General features: G+C 62.0%; 18 protein-coding genes. 11 read left to right on the top strand and 7 right to left on the bottom strand.

What is annotated here, in order from left to right; genetic code table 11:
* Positions 1-3 precede the first annotated feature (3 nt).
* Together K3759_RS10395 and serS are read right to left on the bottom strand one after the other, a co-directional pair.
* On the bottom strand, positions 4-723 hold the full coding sequence (locus K3759_RS10395) for a hypothetical protein (protein ID WP_259981634.1): 720 nt from the start codon (positions 721-723) through the stop codon (positions 4-6).
* 285 nt (positions 724-1,008) lie between these two features.
* Entirely contained in the window at positions 1,009-2,301 is a 1,293-nt protein-coding gene (serS, locus tag K3759_RS10390) for a serine--tRNA ligase (protein ID WP_259981632.1), read from the bottom strand.
* Positions 2,302-2,517: 216 nt separating this feature from the next.
* On the opposite strand from serS, the gene yajC reads away from it, so the two are divergent.
* The 10 genes from yajC to K3759_RS10340 are packed head-to-tail and all read left to right on the top strand — an operon-like array spanning position 2,518 to position 9,329.
* Positions 2,518-2,796, top strand: coding sequence for a preprotein translocase subunit YajC (yajC, locus tag K3759_RS10385; RefSeq protein WP_007120154.1), 279 nt, complete (start codon positions 2,518-2,520; stop codon positions 2,794-2,796).
* Between the two features lie 35 nt (positions 2,797-2,831).
* The gene (gene secD / locus K3759_RS10380; protein WP_259981629.1) at positions 2,832-4,481 is read left to right on the top strand and encodes a protein translocase subunit SecD; all 1,650 of its coding nucleotides are present in this window, start codon (positions 2,832-2,834) and stop codon (positions 4,479-4,481) included.
* 1 nt (position 4,482) lies between these two features.
* The gene (secF, locus tag K3759_RS10375; RefSeq protein ID WP_259981627.1) at positions 4,483-5,451 is read left to right on the top strand and encodes a protein translocase subunit SecF; all 969 of its coding nucleotides are present in this window, start codon (positions 4,483-4,485) and stop codon (positions 5,449-5,451) included.
* Entirely contained in the window at positions 5,444-6,199 is a 756-nt protein-coding gene (locus K3759_RS10370; RefSeq protein ID WP_259981626.1) for a sulfite exporter TauE/SafE family protein, read from the top strand. The genes secF and K3759_RS10370 overlap by 8 nt, the downstream gene beginning before the upstream one ends.
* A gap of 18 nt (positions 6,200-6,217) precedes the next feature.
* Entirely contained in the window at positions 6,218-6,571 is a 354-nt protein-coding gene (locus K3759_RS10365) for an Mth938-like domain-containing protein (protein ID WP_259981624.1), read from the top strand.
* Between the two features lie 19 nt (positions 6,572-6,590).
* Complete coding sequence (ccmA, locus tag K3759_RS10360; RefSeq protein ID WP_259981623.1) at positions 6,591-7,202, top strand: heme ABC exporter ATP-binding protein CcmA; 612 nt, start codon at positions 6,591-6,593, stop codon at positions 7,200-7,202.
* A complete protein-coding gene (ccmB, locus tag K3759_RS10355) occupies positions 7,199-7,855 on the top strand; it encodes a heme exporter protein CcmB (protein WP_259981621.1) in 657 nt (218 codons plus the stop codon). The genes ccmA and ccmB overlap by 4 nt, the downstream gene beginning before the upstream one ends.
* A gap of 52 nt (positions 7,856-7,907) precedes the next feature.
* Positions 7,908-8,642: a heme ABC transporter permease gene (locus K3759_RS10350; RefSeq protein ID WP_093925839.1), complete on the top strand. Its 735-nt coding sequence runs from the start codon at positions 7,908-7,910 to the stop codon at positions 8,640-8,642.
* A complete protein-coding gene (gene ccmD / locus K3759_RS10345; RefSeq protein ID WP_259981618.1) occupies positions 8,642-8,797 on the top strand; it encodes a heme exporter protein CcmD in 156 nt (51 codons plus the stop codon). The genes K3759_RS10350 and ccmD overlap by 1 nt, the downstream gene beginning before the upstream one ends.
* Before the next feature lie 13 nt (positions 8,798-8,810).
* A complete protein-coding gene (locus K3759_RS10340; protein ID WP_259985618.1) occupies positions 8,811-9,329 on the top strand; it encodes a DsbE family thiol:disulfide interchange protein in 519 nt (172 codons plus the stop codon).
* On the opposite strand, the gene K3759_RS10335 is transcribed toward K3759_RS10340, so the two are convergent.
* The 3 genes from K3759_RS10335 to acnA form a co-directional block, all read right to left on the bottom strand.
* Positions 9,319-9,909 carry an NAD(P)H-dependent oxidoreductase gene (locus K3759_RS10335; RefSeq protein WP_259981617.1) on the bottom strand — a complete coding sequence of 197 codons (591 nt, stop codon included), beginning with the start codon at positions 9,907-9,909 and terminating at the stop codon, positions 9,319-9,321. The genes K3759_RS10340 and K3759_RS10335 overlap by 11 nt on opposite strands.
* Before the next feature lie 63 nt (positions 9,910-9,972).
* Positions 9,973-10,785 (bottom strand): hypothetical protein, encoded by an 813-nt coding sequence (locus K3759_RS10330; RefSeq protein ID WP_259981615.1) that lies wholly within the window; start codon positions 10,783-10,785, stop codon positions 9,973-9,975.
* A 146-nt stretch (positions 10,786-10,931) separates the two neighbouring features.
* Positions 10,932-13,706: an aconitate hydratase AcnA gene (acnA, locus tag K3759_RS10325; RefSeq protein ID WP_259981613.1), complete on the bottom strand. Its 2,775-nt coding sequence runs from the start codon at positions 13,704-13,706 to the stop codon at positions 10,932-10,934.
* Between the two features lie 250 nt (positions 13,707-13,956).
* Here acnA and K3759_RS10320 point away from each other — a divergent pair, with 250 nt between their 5' ends.
* Positions 13,957-14,667, top strand: a complete 711-nt coding sequence (locus tag K3759_RS10320; RefSeq protein WP_259981612.1) for a thioredoxin family protein — start codon at positions 13,957-13,959, stop codon at positions 14,665-14,667.
* 13 nt (positions 14,668-14,680) lie between these two features.
* Here K3759_RS10320 and K3759_RS10315 read toward each other — a convergent pair whose 3' ends face one another.
* Both K3759_RS10315 and K3759_RS10310 read right to left on the bottom strand, forming a co-directional pair.
* Positions 14,681-15,589: a lysophospholipid acyltransferase family protein gene (locus K3759_RS10315; protein ID WP_259981611.1), complete on the bottom strand. Its 909-nt coding sequence runs from the start codon at positions 15,587-15,589 to the stop codon at positions 14,681-14,683.
* A gap of 170 nt (positions 15,590-15,759) precedes the next feature.
* Positions 15,760-15,918 (bottom strand): hypothetical protein, encoded by a 159-nt coding sequence (locus K3759_RS10310; protein ID WP_259981610.1) that lies wholly within the window; start codon positions 15,916-15,918, stop codon positions 15,760-15,762.
* Between the last annotated feature and the right edge of the window lie 39 nt (positions 15,919-15,957).

The raw sequence follows: 15,957 nt of genomic DNA, 5'->3' as shown, positions 1-15,957 counted from the left end.
GCCTTACCCACGTCTGAGAAACGCCCGCAGGGTGGGCAGCGCCATGATGACGCTGCCCCCAAGCGCCATATAAGCGATCAGCGGAGTGTGACCCCAATTGGCCGCGACAATCCCCAACAGCCCCCAAATCACCGCGATGCCATAGGTTGGAATGCGGCCCAATACAGTCTGCACGATCAATCCCAGCACCACCGCCAGCCCGATAAAGACCGCTGCTGCCGTTTCCCCGTCCAAGTAGCCGTAGCCCGCCGCCAAAAGCGCCAGCGAGACACAGGAGGCAGCAGAGAGCCACCCGGCATAGAGGCCTACAGGGGCCGCCGCCCAGAGCGGGTCCTCGACGGGGGCGACGAACAACGCGATCAGCGCGGTGATCAACATGACCCAGATCAGCACCGCCGCCCAGATAGGGCTCATGACGGCGACTGCAAGCCATGTGGTGCCCACTGCCAGCGACAGACACAGCGGCACGCGCATGTCATGCCATTGCGCATCCCGTGGCGCACGCAACAGCCCGTAAGCCAGCCCCACAATCAGCCAGAGGTAGATCACGCCCCAGATCGAAAAGGCATAGCCCGCAGGCTGTGCGGGCGGGTTGTCTTGCGGGATCGGGAACTGGTTGGGGTCAAAGCCCGAGAAGCCTGGCACGAAGAACGGGGAAACCGCGAAAGCGATGCTGAGAAGCAGCGCAAGGGCTGCGATCAAGGTGCGGGATGATTTGGGCAAGTGGGGCCTCGCGGGATGGGTGTTGCGATGCATCTAATCCTAGAGCGTCGGCCCGCCACGGCAACCAAGGGCCAACGCCTGCCCGCGGGTCGGCGATCCTGACCGTGATTTATGCCACTTCATATCTCGGCCATGATGTGCGTCTTCAATGTCGCACCCAGCCTCACCAAATCGCCTACCCGCCGCACCAAAGGTGCGCCAGTATGTATTGGCACGCCTCTGGCGTGACGGGCGGGCAGGCGATGGCCCGGCGCCTGCGGCTTGATCCCGGGCCTTGTGATAGCCTTAGGCCAACACACCTTCAGCCGTCAGGGTCGTCTTGCCCCCCAGATACGGCGCAAGCGCCTCAGGCAGCTTCACCGAGCCATCCGCTTGCTGGCCATTCTCCAGCACAGCGATCAAGCACCGCCCAACCGCCAGACCCGAGCCATTCAGCGTATGCACAAACTGCGGCTTGCCACCGCCCTCGGGCTTGAACCGCGCGTTCATTCGCCGCGCCTGGAAATCCCCCGTGGTCGAAACCGAGGAAATCTCGCGGTAGCAATTCTGTCCCGGCACCCAAGCCTCGATGTCATAGGTGCGGCGCGCGCCAAAACCCATGTCGCCGGTACAGAGGATCACCGTGCGGTAAGGAACGCCCAGTTTTTCCAAGATACCCTCGGCACAGCCCACCATGCGCTGCTGCTCCGCATCGCTTTCGTCGGGGTGTGTGATCGACACCATCTCGACCTTCTCGAACTGGTGCTGACGCAGCATGCCTGCGGTGTCACGGCCCGCACTGCCTGCCTCGGAACGGAAGCAGAGCGTATGCGCGGTGAGACGAATGGGCAGGGCGCTTTGCTCCAAGGTGTCGCCGCCCACGGAATAGGTCAGCGGCACTTCGGAGGTCGGCACCAGCCACCAACCATTGGTCGTTTGATAGCTGTCTTCGCCGAACTTTGGCAGTTTATCCGTGCCATACATCGCCTCATCGCGCACCAGCACCGGCGAGTTCACTTCCGTAAGCCCGTTCTCATCCACATGGGTGTCGATCATGAATTGGGCTAATGCCCGGTGAATGCGGGCCACGGCGCCTTTCAGCATGACAAACCGCGCACCTGAGGTTTTGGCGGCGGTTTCGAAATCCATGCCGGGTTTGACACCTTTGATCTCGTAATGCTCAACCGGCGTGAAATCAAAGCTGGGTTTGTCGCCCCAGCTTTTCACTTCGACGTTATCATTCTCATCGGCGCCCTGCGGCACGTCTTCAGCGGGATTGTTGGGGATGCGGGCCAGCATATCGGTCAGCTTCGCGTCCAACTCCTGCGCCTCGGCCTGCATTGCGGCGACCTCGGCCTTTTTGTCGCTGACCAAGGCCCGCAGACGGTCAAACTCTGCCTCGTCGCCTTTGGCTTTTGCTGCGCCGACTTCCTTGCTGGCCTTGTTTTGCTCGGCTTTCGCCGTCTCAGCGGCAGCGATCTTGGCGCGGCGTGCGGCATCAAGGGACAACACTGCCTCGGACATTGCAGCCTCACCACGGCGGGCCAAAGCGGCGTCGAAAAGCTCGGGATTGTCGCGGATGGCGCGGATGTCGTGCATGGTCTGTCCTCGGGATCAGGTGAGTCGGTTTGGCTGCGTTATGCCTTAAAGCGCAGCGCGGCGGTAGGGGCCGCAACCCTGCGGCGATCCGGCCCAAGCCGTAGCCGTATGTACCATAGGCTTTCCACCTTGCACCCGGCTGTTACCGCGCTTAGGTTCTGGCCAAATTCTCAAGGCCCATTTGCGGCCCAATACCCATCGAAAAGGACGACCCCCATGGAAGGCATCCAGCAATTTGTGCCGCTGATCCTGATCTTCGCGATCATGTATTTTCTGCTCATCCGCCCACAGCAGAAGAAGGCGAAGGAACATCAGGCCATGGTTGCCGGGCTGCGCCGGGGCGATCAGGTCGTCACCCAAGGCGGGATCATCGGTAAGGTGGTTAAGGTCAAAGAAGACGGCGAAGTCGAAGTCGAGATCGCCGAAGGCGTGAAAGTACGCGTGGTGCAGGCCACCATCGCGACCGTCGTTTCCAAGACCGAACCGGCGAAATAAACCCTATCCCGAGGCCGCAACCCAAAGGCGGAACCATGCTTCAGATTGATCTGTGGAAGCGGATTGCCATTGTCCTGACCTGTTTGGCAGGACTTTGGCTGGCGCTTCCCAATGCGTTTTACACCCCTGTCGAGCAGCATAATGATGCGGTTGCGGCGATCGAAGTGCAGGGCAGCACCCCAGAGCTTGAAGCGCAGCGCGCGCTTTGGCCTGAGTGGATGCCCTCGGGGCTGGTGAACCTTGGCCTTGACCTGCGCGGCGGCGCGCATCTGCTGGCCGAAGTGCAACTGGCCGATGTCTATGCCTCGCGGATGGAAGCACAATGGCCCGAGGTTCGTGACGCTCTGCGCAGCCTGACCCCGGTCCGGCGCGAAGAAGCGCCCGAGGGCGAACTGCGGGTGCGTCTGAACGATCCGTCCAAAATGGAAGAAGCGCTGCAGATCACCCGTGATCTGGCCCGTCCCGTCACCACGGTCACCGGGGCAGGCGGCAGCGACATCAACGTGAGCGGCGCCAATGGCACCATTACCATCACCCTGTCGGATGCCGAAAAACAGGCGACTGACGAGCGCACCATGCAGCAGAGCCTCGAAATCGTGCGCCGCCGCATCGACGAGGTCGGCACCCGTGAGCCGACGATCCAGCGCCAAGGCGCAGACCGCATTCTGATCCAAGTGCCGGGCATCGGCTCGGCCGCGGAATTGAAAGCCATCATCGGCACCACGGCGCAGCTGACCTTCAACCCGGTGGTCAACCGTGGCTCGAATGAGAACGACAACCCCGGCATCGGTAACGCCATCCTGCCCGCAGCGGATGAAGAGGGGGTCTTTTACACGATTGAAACCGCCCCTGTCGTCACCGGCGAGCAATTGGTCGACGCGCAGCCGAGCTTTGACCAGAACGGGGCACCTGCTGTGTCCTTCCGCTTTGACACTTCCGGCGCGCGCAAGTTCGGCGATTACACGGCGGAAAACATCGGCTCGCCCTTTGCCATCGTGCTCGACAACGAAGTCATCAGCGCGCCCACCATTCAGAGCCATATCCCCGGCGGGTCGGGCATCATCACCGGGCGCTTCTCGGTTGAGGAAAGCACCAACCTTGCGGTGCTGCTGCGTGCCGGTGCCCTGCCTGCGGGGCTGAGCTTTGTCGAAGAGCGCACCATCGGGCCGGAACTGGGCCAAGACAGCATCGACGCGGGCAAGATCGCCACGATGGTGGCCTTCGCCGCCGTGCTTTTCTTCATGTGGGCGTCCTATGGCCTCTTCGGGTTCTTTGCCAATGTCGCGCTGATCATCAACGTCGGGCTGATCTTTGGCCTGCTAAGCCTCATCGGCGCCACGCTGACACTACCGGGCATCGCCGGGATCGTGCTGACCGTCGGCATGGCGGTCGACGCCAACGTGCTGATCTTTGAGCGTATCCGCGAAGAGCAACGCAACGCCAAAGGGGCTGCGCGGGCGATCTCGCTGGGCTATGAACGCGCGCTGAGCGCCATTTTGGATGCCAACATCACCACTTTCATCGTGGCGGTCATCCTCTTTGCCCTAGGCTCTGGCCCGGTGCGCGGCTTTGCCGTGACGCTTGGTCTTGGCATCGTCACATCGGTATTCACCGCCTATTTCGTCACCCGCTTGCTGGTGGTGATCTGGTTTGAACGCCGCCGTCCCAAGACAATCGAGGTTTGACATGCGACTGAAGCTGGTACCCGACAACACGAACTTCGATTTTTTTGGCTATGCCAAGATCACCTTTGGCGCTTCCGTGGTGGCGATGATCCTGTCGCTGATCGCTTGGGGCGTGATGGGGCTGAACTTTGGCATCGACTTCCGCGGCGGCACGACCCTGCGGACCGAAAGCTCTGAGGCCATCGACGTGGGCGCCTACCGGGATGCGCTGAGCCCGTTGGAGCTGGGCGACGTGACGATTTCCGAGGTCTTTGACCCCGGTTTCGGCGCGGACCGCCATGTGGCGATGATCCGCGTTCAGGCCCAAGAGGGCCAAGAAGCGGCGACCACCGACACCATCGAAACCATCGAAGCGGCGCTGCAAAGCGTGTCTCCGGACATCAAATTCACCTCTGTCGAATCCGTCGGGCCCAAGGTCTCGGGCGAATTGATTCAGACCGCTTTTCTTGCCGTGGGCGGGGCGCTGGCGGCGATCCTGATCTATATCTGGTTGCGGTTCGAATGGCAGTTTTCGGTCGGCGCGGTGGTGGCCTTGTTCCACGATGTGGTGCTGACCATTGGCCTGTTCTCGATCTTGCAAATCCGTTTCGACCTGCCCGTGGTGGCCGCGATCCTGACCATCATCGGCTATTCGATCAACGACACCGTGGTGATCTTTGACCGCCTGCGGGAGAACCTGCGCAAATACAAAAAGCGCCCCCTGCGTGAGGTGATGAACCTATCCGTCAATGAAACGCTGAGCCGGACGCTGATGACCTCGGGCACCACGTTGCTGGCTCTGATCGCGCTGCTGATCTTGGGCGGTGATGTGATCCGGGCATTTGTTTTTGCGATTACATGGGGCGTGATCGTCGGCACCTATTCCTCGGTCTATGTGGCCAAGAATGTGGTGCTCTACCTTGGCGTGAAACGCGACTGGTCCAAGCCCGACGCGGGCGCGGGCACGCAATTCGCCAATATTGATGCCTGACCTGCTGGCGCAGGTCATGGCCACCCCCGGGGTGGCTTGGCTTGCGCTGGCCGTGATCGTGGCAGGGCTGGTCCGCGGCTTTGCGGGTTTCGGCTCTGCCATGATTATCATGCCGGTGGCGGCCTCTGTGCTCTCTCCGGTCGAGGCGATCCTGTTCATGACCGCTGCCGAGTTGATCGGCCCCTTGCCAAACCTCCCCGTTGCCCTGCGCGAAGGTGCCCCCCGTGAAGTGGGGCGGTTGTTGCTGGGCGTGCTGATCGGGATGCCGCTGGGCCTGTGGGGGCTGTCGCTGATGTCGCCCGAGGGCTTTGGCTGGATCGTTTCCGGTGTGGTTCTGGGGCTTCTGGTGCTGCTGCTTGCTGGCTGGCGCTATCACGGACCACTGGGCGCGAAGTTGGTGACCGCCACCGGCGCTCTGGGGGGCTTCATGACTGGTTTTGCTGGCATCGCCGGGCCGCCGGTGATCCTGCTCTATATGGCCAGCCGTCGGCCCGCTGCGGTGATCCGGGCCAATTTCCTGCTCTATCTGCTTGGGATCGACCTTATGCTCTTCGCGATGCTGGCGGCGACGTGTCAGGTGGTCTGGGGGGTGCTGGTCCTCGGGCTTCTTGCTGCGGTGCCCAATCTCATCGCCAATATCATCGGGGCGCGGTTGTTCGATCCGTCCGGAGAGCGGCTTTTTCGCGCAGTGGCCTATATCGTCATCGCCGCATCGGCTATCCTTGGTCTGCCGCTGTGGAATATCTGAGCCTGAGAGGGACATGACATGCGATTGAACGAGATCACCTATACCGACGCCAAACCGGTCGACGGCTATGGCCCCGGCTTTTTCCGCATTGGCGGAGAAGTCGTGCAGGGCCCACTGGTGATCGGTCCCGAAGGCATCACCGGTTGGGGTGGTCTGGCCGATCCCGCGCCAGTGCTGGCGCTGGCGGGCAAGGTCGATGTGGTCTTCCTCGGCACCGGGGCGGAGGTGGCGCATATCCCCGACGACCTGCGTGAGACCTTGGAAGAGGCCGGTCTGGGGGTTGAGGTCATGTCCTCCCCCGCCGCCTGTCGGACTTATAATATTTTGCTGAGCGAGGGGCGGCGCATCGCGCTGGCCCTCTTGCCGGTCTAAGGGCGGAGCGGCGTCGCCAGTGAAAGTGAGCGATCTCAGCGTGGCGCGCGGCGGAGTGCCGGTGCTTTCGGGCGTATCCTTTGCTCTGGAGGCGGGGGAGGCCTTGGTGCTGCGTGGCCCTAATGGGGCAGGCAAGACAACGCTGCTGCGCTGCATTGCTGGGCTGCAAACGCCGCTCACGGGGCAGATCGAAGGGGCGGAGGACCGCGTGGCCTATGCTGCCCATGCGGACGGGCTGAAATCCATGTTAACGGTGCGCGAGAACCTAAGCTTTTGGGTGCAAGTCTTTGGAAATGTTGATATTGCGCAGGCGCTTGACGGTTATGCGCTGCGGCCGCTTGCAGATCGTTTGGCAGGGACGCTCTCTGCCGGGCAAAAGCGGCGTCTGGGGTTGGCGCGGCTGTTGGTAACCGGGCGGCCGATCTGGGTACTGGATGAGCCGACGGTTTCGCTCGATGCGGATGCTGTCGCGCTGTTCGGCAGCGTTCTGCATGGGCATCTGGCGGCGGGTGGTTCGGCCCTGATGGCCACGCATATTGATCTGGGGGTCGATGCCCGTGTGCTTGACATCAGCACCTACCGCGCGTCCTCCGATGCCGATCTCGGCGCCAGCGACGCGGCGTTTCTATGAAGGCGCTGCTCCTGCGAGACTTGCGGCTGGCGCTGCGCGCGGGCGGGGGCTTTGGCCTTGGGTTGGCGTTTTTCCTGATCGTGACGATGCTGGTCCCCTTCAGCGTCGGGCCGGAGGCCACGCTGCTCAAGGCGATTGCCCCCGGTGTGCTTTGGCTCGGGGCGCTGTTGGCCTGCCTATTGTCGCTCGACCGTCTGCTGGCGCTCGACCTCGAAGACGGCTCTCTCGAACTGCTGCTCATCGCACCTTTGCCCCTCGAAGGGGCGCTGGCGATCAAGGCTTTGGCGCATTGGCTGACCACGGGTCTGCCGCTGGTGCTGGCGGCGCCTTTCCTTGGGGTGATGCTGCAACTCGCGGCACCCGGTCATCTGTGGCTGCTGGCCTCGCTCGCCCTCGGCACCCCGGCGCTGTCGGTCATCGGCATGTTCGGCGCGGCGCTGACGGTGGGGATCAAACGCGGCGGGCTGTTGCTGTCCTTGCTGGTGTTGCCGCTCTATATTCCGACACTGATTTTCGGGGCCGAGGTTGCGCGGCGTGGCAGCGCGGGGCTGGATGCCAGCACACCGCTCTTGATGCTGGCGGGGCTGACGCTGGCCGTGGTGGCTTTGATGCCATTTGCCGCAGCGGCGGTGCTTCGGATGGGGTTGCGATGACCCCAAGAAATCGTGCATTGAGCACCACCCACCCGCGCGATAGGTAAACCGCATGTCCCTTTGGCAATACGCAAACCCGGTCAAATTCCTTGCGCTATCAGAGCGTGTGCAACCTGTGCTTTGGGCGCTGGCGGCAGTCTTTGTAAGCGTCGGCCTGCTTTGGGGGTTCTTCGGCACGCCCGATGACGCGCGCCAAGGCAGCACGGTCAAGATCATCTATCTGCACGTGCCTGCCGCCCTCATGGCGATCAACGCGTGGTTCATGATGCTGGTCGCCTCGCTGATCTGGCTGATCCGTCGGCACCACGTCAGCGCGCTGGCGGCCAAGGCCGCGGCCCCCGTGGGGCTGGTCATGACGTTAATCGCGCTGGTGACGGGTGCGATCTGGGGCCAACCGATGTGGGGCACATGGTGGGCTTGGGATCCGCGGCTGACATCGTTTCTGATCCTGTTTTTGTTCTATCTTGGCTATATTGCGCTGTGGCAGGCGGTCGAAGACCCGGACACTGCCGCTGATCTCACTTCGGTCCTCTGCCTCGTTGGCTCGGTCTTCGCGGTGTTGTCGCGCTATGCGGTGCAGTTCTGGAACCAAGGGCTGCATCAGGGCACGTCGATCCCCGTGGCCACCGGTAACCGCAGCGTGGCGGATGTGTTTTTCTACCCATTGGTACTGGCGATGATCGGCTTTGGCCTGCTGTTTCTGGCACTGGTTGTTTACCGCACGGGCACCGAAATTCGCCTGCGCCGCACGGCGGCGCTGCGGGCGCGGATGAACAGGGGGGCGTGATGCCGGAACTTGGAAAATATGCGGCTGAGGTGCTTTCGGCCTATGGCGTGTCACTGCTGTTGCTGGCCGCGCTGGTCGGGGTGACCCTGCTGCGGGGCCGCGCAGCCCGTCGTGCGTTGGAAGAGACTGAGCAGGAGGCCGGACGCCGTGGCTAAACTCTCTCCCATGATGATCGCCCCGCCGCTGATTTTCGCGGCCTTCGTGGCACTGGCAGCGCTCGGCATGTACCGCGATGACCCCGAGGGGCTACCCTCTACGCTGGTTGGCCAACAGGCGCCCGCGATGCCCGAGGTCGCGCTGCCGGGCTATCCGCAGGCCGCCGACAACATGCTGCGCGGGGGGGAGGTGAGCCTCGTTAACTTCTGGGCAAGCTGGTGCCCGCCTTGCCGTGCCGAACACCCCAAGCTGCTGGAGATGCAGGCCGAGGGGATGAACATCATCGGCGTGAACTTCAAAGATACCGAGAAGAACGCCACCGCCTATCTGGAAGACGAAAAAAGCCCTTTTGCCGGGGTTGGTTTCGACCCTCAAGGGCGGGTGGCGATTGATTGGGGCGTGACCGCCCCGCCAGAGACATTCATCGTTGGCGGGGACGGCACGGTGCTGTTCCGCTTTGCCGGGCCGCTGGTCGGCAGCGACTATGAGCAGCGGTTTCTCCCGGCACTAAAAAACGCGCTTAGCCGCTGATCTTGCCTGCGAATTCGACCAGACGTTTGGCTTGGAAGGCGACGGATTTCTTGCCGGTTTCATCCAGCGGGCCGGGTTCGCAGGAATAGCCGTAGGGGTTGCCGCCGTCTTCGAACTTCACCCCATCGGCATAGCCCGGCGGCACGATGATTGCGCCCCAGTGCATGGCGGTGACATAGATCGATTGGATCGTGGTTTCTTGGCCCCCGTGCGGGTTCTGCGCAGAAGTGGTCGCGGTGACTGCCTTATTGGCCAGCGCTCCTGATTGCCACTGTGGCCCCAGCGTGTCGATGAAAGCGCGGAACTGGCTGGCGGCGACGCCAAAGCGCGTCGGGGCAGAGATGAAGTAGCCATCGGCCCATTCCATGTCTTCGGGCTTGGCCTCGGGGATGTCCTTCATCTTGTCTAACTGCTCACGCCAAGCGTCTTGACCATCGACAACGGCCTGCGGGGCGGTCTCTGCGCAGCGGCGGAGGCGAACCTCGGCGCCGGCTTCTTCGGCGGCGCGGGCGGCTTCCTCAGCAATGGCGTGGTTTGTGCCATAGGTGGAATAGAAAAGAACGGTGATTTTCGGGCTCATGAAGTTTCCTTTCACTTGGGTGAGTCAAGACCAACGGCTCGCAGGGTGTTCTGTTCCTCGCGCTCAAAGTGAATACTGCCGCGCCCAGCCTCGCAGCCGGGCGATGAACTGCGCATCGGTCAGTTGATCCAAGGTGCCCTCAGGCGCGGTAAAGTCGGGCAGCGGCTCTAGTGCAATGCGCAGGCGGCGCATCTGTTCGGGGTAAGGCGCGACCCGCTGGGCCATCTCGACCATCGCCGCAGGCACGCGGCGGGCAGGGTGTTCGGCACTGTAGTAGAGCGCGAATTGCATCGCGTTGAGGTTCGACACCAGATCGGCAAGCTCGGGCAGGACGATGGTGTTCATCTCTTCGCTATCCGCTGCGAACATAGACGCTTTGGTCAGCAGTCCGCGCGCTTGAGCGACAGTGGTGGTGGTCGACAGCACAAAGCTGACCGACAGGGTGAGGATCACCATACCGTTGACCCCGGCAAGGACCGACATTACCAACCAAATGGGGTTTTCGGTCTGAAACGGCCCGCCGCCGAGGGTTGAAAGCAGGTGGCCGACGAATGCGAAATCGCGCAGAAAGCCCGCCGGGCGTTCGCTTTCGGTCATCACCACGGCCTCGCGGCTCATCTGAAAGACTAAGGTCCAACCAAGCGAGACGAGTATGATCCATGTCACCGCAATGGCTGTCATGACCACCGGGCCAGAGAGGCGGTGGCGGGCGTTGCCCTCTGGCATGATCTTGGAAAAAACGAAGAACGCCGCCCGTGCAACCCGCTCTGACAGGGGCGCGACAGGGGCGGCACCGATGGCGGTGTAGAGAAAGTCCAGCAGCACAACAGCTAGGATCACCGCGCCCAACGCGCCAAGCGCGTAACCTGCTATCATTGCTTTGCCTTCCCCGAACGCGATCGTCTTACAGGGGCAACCCGTGATCGGCAGGCAGGTTCCCGCGCAGGAGCTTGGGGCCAAAAGAAAAGGAGCGGCCCGCTGGGGGGCCGCTCCTTGGATCAGTTCGCGAGGGCGATTGGCGCTTAGGCCGATTTCGCCAAGTTGCGCAGCACGTAGTGCAGCACGCCGCCGTGTTCGATGTATTCGATCTCAATCGCGGTATCGATGCGGCACTTCAGCGTGATCTCTTTGGTGCTGCCATCGGCCATTGTGATCGTGCAGGGCACTTCCTGCAGCGGCTTGATGGTGTCCAACCCGCTGATCGACACGGTTTCCTCGCCGGTCAGGCCCAGCGATTTGCGGGTGTCGCCGCCGGTGAACTCAAACGGGATGACGCCCATGCCGACGAGGTTGGAGCGGTGGATGCGCTCAAAGCTCTCGGCGATCACGGCCTTCACACCCAGCAGGGCAGTGCCTTTGGCAGCCCAGTCACGCGAGGAACCCGCGCCGTATTGTTCACCACCGAAGATCACGAGCGGTGTGCCGTTTTCCTGATGCGCCATGGCGGCATCGAAGATCGAGGTCTGCTGACCATCGGGGCCTTTGGTGTAACCACCCTCAACGCCATCCAGCATCTCGTTCTTGATGCGGATGTTGGCAAAGGTGCCGCGCATCATGACTTCGTGGTTGCCACGACGGCTGCCGTAGGAGTTGAACTCCCGCACCGGCACCTGACGCTCGGTCAGGTACTGACCTGCGGGTGTGGTTTCCTTGAACGAGCCGGCAGGCGAGATGTGGTCGGTGGTGATCATGTCACCCAGCACCGCCAGCACTTTCGCGCCGTCGATGTTGGAGATCACGCCCGGCTCTGGCGACATGCCTTGGAAGTAGGGCGGGTTTTGCACGTAGGTCGAGGTTGGCGGCCAGTCGTAGGTCTTGCTGTCGGTGGTTTCGACCGACTGCCACTTCTCGTCGCCCTTGAAGACGTCGGCATATTTCTCTTGGAAGGCTTCGCGCGTCACGGTCTGTTCGACCAGCTCCGCAACTTCCTGCGTCGTGGGCCAGATGTCTTTCAGGTAGACATCATTGCCGTCCTTATCCTGACCCAGCGGGCTGTTGGCCAGATCATGGTTCATGTCACCGACCAGCGCATAGGCCACCACGAGGGGCGGGGAGGCGAGGTAGTTAGCGCGCACGTCGGGGCTGATGCGGCCCTCGAAGTTACGGTTGCCCGACAGGACCGAGGTGCCGATCAGATCATAGTCGTTGATCGCCTTGGAAATTTCGGGCTCCAGTGGGCCAGAGTTGCCGATGCAGGTGGTGCAGCCGTAGCCAACAAGGTTGAAGCCAATCGCGTCGAGGTCTTCTTGCAGGCCCGCAGCCTCAAGATAATGCGACACGACCTGCGAGCCGGGGGCCAGCGATGTCTTGACCCAAGGCTTGCGTGTCAGGCCCAAGGCACGGGCTTTGCGCGCCACAAGGCCCGCACCGATCATCACATAGGGGTTGGATGTGTTGGTGCAGGAGGTGATCGACGCAATCACGATAGAACCGTCGTGCAGCTGGTAGTGGCCATCATCCGTGGAGACAAAACCGCGGTTGTGATGACCTTCGTCACCGGGGATATCCACGGGCTCAGGCTGGCCGCCTTCGCCTTCCCAACGGATTTCCGAGTTCGCGGAGGTGTCTTTGCCTTCGCGGACCCCTTTGACGTAGTCACCGAATGCCGTGTGGGCCGAGGTCAGAGCGATATAATCCTGCGGGCGTTTGGGGCCCGAGATCGCAGGCACGATGGTGCCCATGTCAAGGGTCAGTGTGTCGGTATAGACCGGTGCGTAATCCGCATCGCGCCACATGCCGTTTTCTTGCGCATAGGCTTTGACCAGCGCCACGCGATCCTTGTCGCGGCCGGTGTTGGTCAGGTAGCGCAGGGTTTCGTCGTCGATCGGGAAGAAGCCACAGGTCGCGCCATATTCAGGGGCCATGTTGGCGATGGTCGCGCGGTCCGCCAGCGGCAGGTGATCGAGACCTTCGCCGTAGAATTCGACGAATTTGCTCACCACGCCTTTTTCGCGCAGCATTTCCACGACTTTCAGCACGAGGTCGGTGCCGGTGGTGCCTTCCATCATGCGGCCAGTCAGCTCGAAACCGATGACTTCAGGGATCAGCATGGAGATCGGCTGCCCCAGCATCGCGGCTTCGGCCTCAATCCCGCCAACGCCCCAGCCCAGAACGGCAGCGCCGTTGACCATGGTGGTGTGGCTGTCGGTGCCGACGAGCGTGTCGGGGTAGGCGACTTCGACGCCGTTCTGGTCCTTGTCGGTCCAGACCGTCTGGCTAAGATACTCAAGGTTCACCTGGTGGCAGATGCCGGTGCCGGGGGGCACAACGCGGAAGTTGTTAAACGCCTTTTGGCCCCACTTGAGGAAGGTGTAGCGCTCGATATTCCGCTCATACTCGCGGTCCACGTTCATCTGGAAGGCGCGCGGGTTGCCGAATTCGTCGATCATGACCGAGTGGTCGATGACCAGATCAACGGGGTTCAGTGGATTGATTTTGTCGGCGTCGCCGCCAAGCGCCACCAGACCATCGCGCATCGCGGCAAGGTCAACGACCGCCGGCACGCCAGTGAAGTCCTGCATCAGCACGCGGGCAGGGCGGTAAGCGATTTCACGCGGGTTCTTGCCGCCTTTGGTCGCCCATTCGGCAAATGCCTTGATGTCGTCCACGGTGACGGTCTTGCCGTCCTCGAAACGCAGCATGTTTTCCAGAACGACTTTCAGCGCCGCTGGCAATTTCGAGAAATCGCCCAAGCCCGCAGCCTCGGCGGCAGGAATGGAATAGTAGGCGATGTTCTGGCTGCCAACGGAGAGGGTCTTGCGTGTCTTGGCACTGTCGTGACCGACTTGAATTGTCATGGCGGGCTCCCTTCGGGGTCTGATGGGTGGCTAGATTGCCGTCTCAATGCCACTAGAGGCGCGGCGGTTCAACACTTATCAAGCCGGTTCGCGCGATTTTGTATACCATTGTGTACCGAATTTGAAGGGGGAGGCACACCGAGGGCGGCAGGGGGGCGCTAACGGGCGTTTCAACAAAGGTTGATTGGTATTTCACTATTCAGACAGCTAAACCAGAACAACACCCCGATAGTGACGCGTTTGGAATTTTATGAAGCCCCTGATTTATCCCGTTCTCACCGCGCTGTCGCTGCTGGCCGCTCCTTTGCAGGCCCAGCAGGATCAGCCTGTGGTGGTCGAACTCTTTACCTCTCAGGGCTGTTCCTCTTGTCCCGCTGCCGATGAAATGCTGGCCGAACTGGCCGAGCGGGAGGACATCATCGCGCTGGCATTGCATGTGGATTATTGGGACTACATCGGTTGGAAAGACCCCTTCGGCGATCCGGCCCATGCCGAGCGACAGCGCGGCTATGCCGCCGTGGGCGGGCGGCGCAGCGTCTATACGCCTGAACTGATCGTGCAGGGGCAGACCGATATTGTCGGTGCCAAGCCGATGAAGTTGATGGATGCGGTCGAGAAACACGCCGAGGCCGCGCCGCAAGTGGCCGTGGAGATCAGCCGCTCAGGCGAAGCGGTTCAGATTGATGCGGAGCCGCTGGCCGAGGCATCAGGGCCGATGCAGGTGCATATGCTGCGCTACTCTCCGATGGAGCGGACCAAGGTCACCCGCGGCGAGAATGCCGGCCATGTCATGGAGCACAGCAATGTCGTCCAAGGCTGGCAAGTCTTGGCGGATTGGGATGGGTCTGCACCCCTGTCGCTGAGTGCGAAGGCCGAGGGTAATCTGCCTGTTGTGGTGATCATCCAACGCCAAGAAAAGGGCGGGCCGGGTGCGATTCTCGCGGCAGCACGCAGCAAGTAAGCCGCGGCATCCGTTACTTCTCGTGCGGACGCCAGCGGCGGTGCACCCAGAACCACTGTTCCGGCGTCTTGGTGACCTGTGCGGTCAGGCTGTCGTTCAGCGCCTGCGTCATGGTCATTGCATCGCTATGCGGCACGGGCGCTTCAAGCACCACGTCGAAACTGACCCCGTCGTCTTGTCGAATGCCGTAGAAGGGGATCAACAGCGCGTCATAGCGCAACGCCAGTTCCGCGGCTGAGATCGCCGTGCGGGCGGGTTTGCCGATGAAATCTAGGATCGGCGCGCGGATGACATGCTGGTCAAACAGCAGCACCAGCCGACCGCCCTGTTTCAGATGCCGCACAAAACCTGCCGTGCCGCGCCGCCCCTGCGGGAACACCGGCCCGCCGAAGGCTTCGAGTGTCTTGACGTAATGGGCGTTGAAATAAGGGTTCTTCATCTCACGATAAAGCCCGCCGATGTCATAGCCCCGCGCCACGAGGGACGCCCGCGCCGCTTCGTAATTGCCGTAATGCCCTGTCACAAGGATCACCGGCTGGCCAGTGCGATTGGCCTCTTCCAGCGCTGCCATGCCGGGGCCGCGAGGCTCGGCCTCGGCCATGCGTTTGGGGAAGTCATCGGCCGAGTAGTTTTCGATAAAGGAACGACCAAGGTTGTTGAGGCAGCGCGTCGCGATTTCCTCGCGGCGGGCAAGAGGCATCTCGGGCCAGACATGCTCAAGATTATTGAGGGCGCGACGACGGTAGCCTGCAAGCGGCGCCAAGACATGCTGCACCAAGCTGCCGACAAAGCAGAGCCGCGCCTTATAGGGCAGGGCCAAAGCCGTGCGGATGATCCCGACGATCAACAGATTGCTCAGGTAATGCCGTGCCCGGCGACCGAAGGGATAGGGCTTTTTGACTCTGGTGGCTGGGTCCGACATGGGCTCTGACAGGCTGTTAAACTTTTCCTGACATAGCCTGCGCCGCCCCGCGCAACAAGCCATACCGGGTGGCATAGGCCGGGGTCAGCCACCAATGGTCACGGCAATTGGGGCCGCAGAGGCGCGGCCCTGTGACCAAGCGTTAAGGAAACCTGCTGCTGGCGAAAGCCTCAGGCCGTGGTGTCCGGCACGCAGGTGCCACTGCTGGTATCGAGTTTCATCCCCTCGGCGCAGGTCATGACCTGTTTGCCATGATCGCAGCCCGATGCAAGGGCGAGGGAGGGGGCCGTGAGCGCCATGAGGGCGCCAAGTGTCAGTGCAAGTTTCATATCGTTTGCTCCTTTGACAGGCGCGGACAGGATACACCT

It is taken from the genome of Sulfitobacter sp. W027, from assembly GCF_025143985.1.
GTDB lineage: Bacteria > Pseudomonadota > Alphaproteobacteria > Rhodobacterales > Rhodobacteraceae > Sulfitobacter.
Note: the sequence above shows the minus strand (reverse complement) of the source record. Positions and strands in the feature narration are given on the sequence as shown.

Bases quoted from the DNA above. Each gene is read 5' to 3' on its own strand.
- ccmD (WP_259981618.1), top strand. From the start codon at position 8,642: ATGCCGGAACTTGGAAAATATGCGGCTGAGGTGCTTTCGGCCTATGGC.
- K3759_RS10310 (WP_259981610.1), bottom strand. From the start codon at position 15,918: ATGAAACTTGCACTGACACTTGGCGCCCTCATGGCGCTCACGGCCCCC.
- K3759_RS10340 (WP_259985618.1), top strand. From the start codon at position 8,811: ATGATCGCCCCGCCGCTGATTTTCGCGGCCTTCGTGGCACTGGCAGCG.
- yajC (WP_007120154.1), top strand. From the start codon at position 2,518: ATGGAAGGCATCCAGCAATTTGTGCCGCTGATCCTGATCTTCGCGATC.
- secD (WP_259981629.1), top strand. From the start codon at position 2,832: ATGCTTCAGATTGATCTGTGGAAGCGGATTGCCATTGTCCTGACCTGT.
- ccmB (WP_259981621.1), top strand. From the start codon at position 7,199: ATGAAGGCGCTGCTCCTGCGAGACTTGCGGCTGGCGCTGCGCGCGGGC.
- K3759_RS10350 (WP_093925839.1), top strand. From the start codon at position 7,908: ATGTCCCTTTGGCAATACGCAAACCCGGTCAAATTCCTTGCGCTATCA.
- K3759_RS10320 (WP_259981612.1), top strand. From the start codon at position 13,957: ATGAAGCCCCTGATTTATCCCGTTCTCACCGCGCTGTCGCTGCTGGCC.
- secF (WP_259981627.1), top strand. From the start codon at position 4,483: ATGCGACTGAAGCTGGTACCCGACAACACGAACTTCGATTTTTTTGGC.
- K3759_RS10365 (WP_259981624.1), top strand. From the start codon at position 6,218: ATGCGATTGAACGAGATCACCTATACCGACGCCAAACCGGTCGACGGC.
- K3759_RS10315 (WP_259981611.1), bottom strand. From the start codon at position 15,589: ATGTCGGACCCAGCCACCAGAGTCAAAAAGCCCTATCCCTTCGGTCGC.
- K3759_RS10330 (WP_259981615.1), bottom strand. From the start codon at position 10,785: ATGATAGCAGGTTACGCGCTTGGCGCGTTGGGCGCGGTGATCCTAGCT.
- acnA (WP_259981613.1), bottom strand. From the start codon at position 13,706: ATGACAATTCAAGTCGGTCACGACAGTGCCAAGACACGCAAGACCCTC.
- K3759_RS10335 (WP_259981617.1), bottom strand. From the start codon at position 9,909: ATGAGCCCGAAAATCACCGTTCTTTTCTATTCCACCTATGGCACAAAC.
- K3759_RS10370 (WP_259981626.1), top strand. From the start codon at position 5,444: ATGCCTGACCTGCTGGCGCAGGTCATGGCCACCCCCGGGGTGGCTTGG.
- serS (WP_259981632.1), bottom strand. From the start codon at position 2,301: ATGCACGACATCCGCGCCATCCGCGACAATCCCGAGCTTTTCGACGCC.